4 protein-coding genes and 1 rRNA gene are annotated in these 3,273 nt (G+C 69.4%); 3 read left to right on the forward strand and 2 right to left on the reverse strand.

Annotated features, from left to right (window positions below; all coding sequences use genetic code 11):
- Positions 1–203: ribosomal RNA gene (locus tag FV228_RS24405) — 16S ribosomal RNA — on the reverse strand; the annotation flags it as partial.
- 610 nt (positions 204–813) lie between these two features.
- Between FV228_RS24405 and FV228_RS24410 the strand changes: the two genes are divergently transcribed.
- From FV228_RS24410 to FV228_RS24420, 3 genes are all read left to right on the forward strand, one after another.
- Complete coding sequence (locus tag FV228_RS24410) at positions 814–1,047, forward strand: hypothetical protein (protein WP_147856927.1); 234 nt, start codon at positions 814–816, stop codon at positions 1,045–1,047.
- A 62-nt stretch (positions 1,048–1,109) separates the two neighbouring features.
- Positions 1,110–1,979, forward strand: a complete 870-nt coding sequence (gene mazG / locus FV228_RS24415; protein WP_147856928.1) for a nucleoside triphosphate pyrophosphohydrolase — start codon at positions 1,110–1,112, stop codon at positions 1,977–1,979.
- A gap of 76 nt (positions 1,980–2,055) precedes the next feature.
- Entirely contained in the window at positions 2,056–2,385 is a 330-nt protein-coding gene (locus FV228_RS24420) for a hypothetical protein (RefSeq protein ID WP_147856929.1), read from the forward strand.
- A 198-nt stretch (positions 2,386–2,583) separates the two neighbouring features.
- Here FV228_RS24420 and FV228_RS24425 read toward each other — a convergent pair whose 3' ends face one another.
- Positions 2,584–3,126: a ferritin-like domain-containing protein gene (locus tag FV228_RS24425; protein ID WP_147856930.1), complete on the reverse strand. Its 543-nt coding sequence runs from the start codon at positions 3,124–3,126 to the stop codon at positions 2,584–2,586.
- Positions 3,127–3,273: the final 147 nt, after the last annotated feature.

Genomic DNA, 3,273 nt, shown 5'->3' on the forward strand with positions numbered 1-3,273 from the left:
GGGCCGATCCTCCGGCAGCAAGCCTTTCCCCAAAAGGGCGTATCCGGTATTAGCTCAAGTTTCCCTGAGTTATTCCGAACCAGAGGGCACGTTCCCACGCGTTACTCACCCGTCCGCCGCTGACACCGAAGTGCCCGCTCGACTTGCATGTGTTAAGCCTGCCGCCAGCGTTCGCTCTGAGCCAGGATCAAACTCTCACGTTGAAGAGATTGATCAAAGCTGATCACTACATCTTGACGAAGGCTCACATTGATCCGGGCGTTTCCACCCGAACCGTGTGAGCTTCCAAAAAGCGTATGACAGCTCGCATCCTCTTGACGACCCGACTTACGTCGGGTCCGCAAGGACGAGCGCCGTCCACGCTTCTCTTTCTCGTATTCACTTGTCAAAGAGCGGAACTGACCTTCGTCAGTACCTTGAAGAAACCAGTAAACCGCCAGGCTGCCCCGGTCAAGTCCCACTGAAATCTTCGGAAAGTCCGTCCGACCGGCTCGCCTTTGCTTGGCCACCGCGTCGGGAGGCGCCGTATAAGACGCCCCGCATTCCCCTGTCAACAACCCTTTTGCCGGCATTGCGAAGACGGCTCCGGCTTGCGCCGGGCGGCTGGCTCGCGATTCGAACTCGAGGGAGCCACCGACCCGCGATGCGCGGCTCCGGCGACGATTGCACAGGTGGTGTCGGTCCCCCGGCTCCGCAAGGGCCGGGTGCGGATCCCTGTTTCGTCGGCGGCCTGCGCCGCGGCATCGGCGCCGGCCCCGGTCGAGGCAACGCGAGGGCCGCTCGCGCGGTTGGTATCGCGATGTGAGGGTGTCCATGGCCACGATTGCGATCCTGATCGGCACGCGGGCGGGAGCCCGGCTCCTGGCCGCCACCTCGGAGCGGGAGGCGGCCCTGTCGGCCGAGGCCTTCCTGCGGCGGCTGCCCGCGCGGGTGCTGCCGGCTCCGCTCTGGGTCCAATGCGCCGACCCCGGCGTCACCGGCCGCCTCACCGGCTATCTCAGCGAGTTGCAGGCCGAGCAGGTCCGCGAACGCGACGCCCGGGTCTGACCCGAAGTCCGATCCGGACCGCCGGATTTCCTTGTCCCGCATCCTGCTCTAACCCGGTGGGCATGACCGACACACGCGATTCGAGCCGGCCCGGGACCCCGGCCGCCTGCGAGCCCGCCCCCCTGGGCAGGCTCCTGCGCCTGATGGCCGCCCTGCGCGACCCCGAATGCGGCTGCGCCTGGGATCTCCGGCAGACCTTCGCGACCATCGTGCCCTACACGGTCGAGGAGGCCTACGAGGTCGCCGACGCGGTGGCGCGGGGCGACCGGGACGACCTGCGCGACGAACTCGGCGACCTTCTGCTCCAAGTGGTGTTCCACGCCCGGATGGCCGAAGAGGAGGGCGCCTTCGCGTTCGACGACGTGGCCCGGGCGATCGGCGACAAGCTGATCCGGCGCCACCCGCATGTGTTCGAGCCGGACGGCACCCCCCTCCGAGCGGGCTTGGCCCTGCGTGACCCGGCCCAGGTCGAGGCGCAGTGGGCCGCGATCAAGGCGCAGGAGCGGGCGGCCCGGGATCCGGCCACCGGCGACCCGGATCCCCTCGGGGGCGTCGCCCAGGCCCTCCCCGCCTTGACCCGGGCCGAAAAAATCTCACGGCGGGCGGCGTCCCACGGGTTCGACTGGGGCGACGCCGCGCAGGTGATCGACAAGGTCCGGGAGGAGGCCGACGAGGTCGCCGAGGCCCTGGCGGCCGGCGACCGGCAGGCCGTGTCGGAAGAGATCGGCGATCTGCTGTTCTCCGTGGCCAACCTCGCCCGGCATGCCGGGATCGATCCCGAGACCGCGTTGCGCGACGGAACCGCCAAGTTCGAGCGCCGCTTCGCCGCCATGGCGGAGCACCTGAAAGCCGCGGGCGGAGCACTCGGCCGCTCGGATCTCGCCGCCATGGAGGCCGCCTGGCAGGCGGCGAAGCGGGACGAGAAGGGATAGCGGGCGCGGCTTTCCCCCGCATGGCGCCCCCGGGCCGAGGGCTCGACAGGCGGCGGCCGGCGCTTATCCTAGGTCCATGCGCATCCTTCTTTCCGCCTTCGCCGCCCTCGCCGTCATGGTGTCCCTGCCCCGGGACGCGCGCGCCGAGACCATCGTCCAGGAGCGGTTCGGCTGCCACGCCCCGGAGGTCACCGATCGCCTGTTCAAGCTGGTCATGGCCGGCGAAGAGGTGGCGTTCGGGCAGCTCCTGAAGAGCAGCCTCGCCAGCGGCGAGTGCCGGTCGTGGAAGCTCGGCGAGGCCGTCCGGCTCGAGAACCGGACGGTGACCTACGGGTGCCTCGCCCTGACCAGCGGGCAGGATCGCTGCTACTGGACGCCGCTCAGCGCGATCGAGACCGCGAAGTGATTTTTGGGGGCGGGCGCCTCGGACCTGTGCCGAGGCGGCCCGGTCACCCGCCCCGGAATGGCGGGCCACGTGACGGAGACCGTCGGCCCGATGTCCGCCTGATCCAGGCACCCGACAGGGGCTGGGGCCGAGCCCTTCGGAAACCCGGATCTCCGAGCCGGCGGAGGAGCGGCCTCCCCTCCTCCGCCGCAGCCGCGCTCAGGCCGCCTTCTTCGGGGCCTTGCCCTTCGGAGCCTCCGCGTCGTCGTCCGCCGGGGTGCCCTCGACGTTGATCGTCTCGGCGATCTTGGAGAGCAGCGCGTCGGCCTTCTTCTCCTCCTGCAGGGTCTCGTCGAGGAGCTTGGCGGCCTCGTCGTGGCCGAGCTGGCGGGCCCAGGTCTTGAGGGTGCCGTAGCGGGCGATCTCGTAATGCTCCACCGCCTGGGCGCAGGCGGCCAGCACCGCGTCGGCCGCCGGGCTGTCGGCGAAATCCTCCAGATCCTCCTCCATCTCGGAGGTGATGCCCTGCATCGCCTCGCAGGTCTTGGCGCGGGCGGGCTTGCCGATGATCTCGAACACCTGGGTCAGGCGCTCGACCTGCTGGGCGCTCTCCTCGGCATGGGTCTCGAAGGCCTGGCGCAGCTCCGGGTGCTCGGCTGCCTTGGCGGACTTCTTGAGCGCCTTCACGGATTGCTTCTCGGCGTAATAGACGTCCTTCAGAGTCTCGTAGAAGGCGTCGTGCAGCGTCTTCGGCTTGGCCATGGCTGTCCGTCTCCAGTGCGGGCCGCCGTCTCGGGGACGCGGCTTCCGGACGGGGAACGCCGGTCCGGCCCGTCGTTTCCGGGCGATATCTTCGCGCTGGGGAGGAACCTTTTGGGCCGGCCCCGGCGCGAAGATATCGCCCGGAAA

Source organism: Methylobacterium sp. WL18 (assembly GCF_008040015.1).
Taxonomy (GTDB): Bacteria; Pseudomonadota; Alphaproteobacteria; order Rhizobiales; family Beijerinckiaceae; genus Methylobacterium; species Methylobacterium mesophilicum.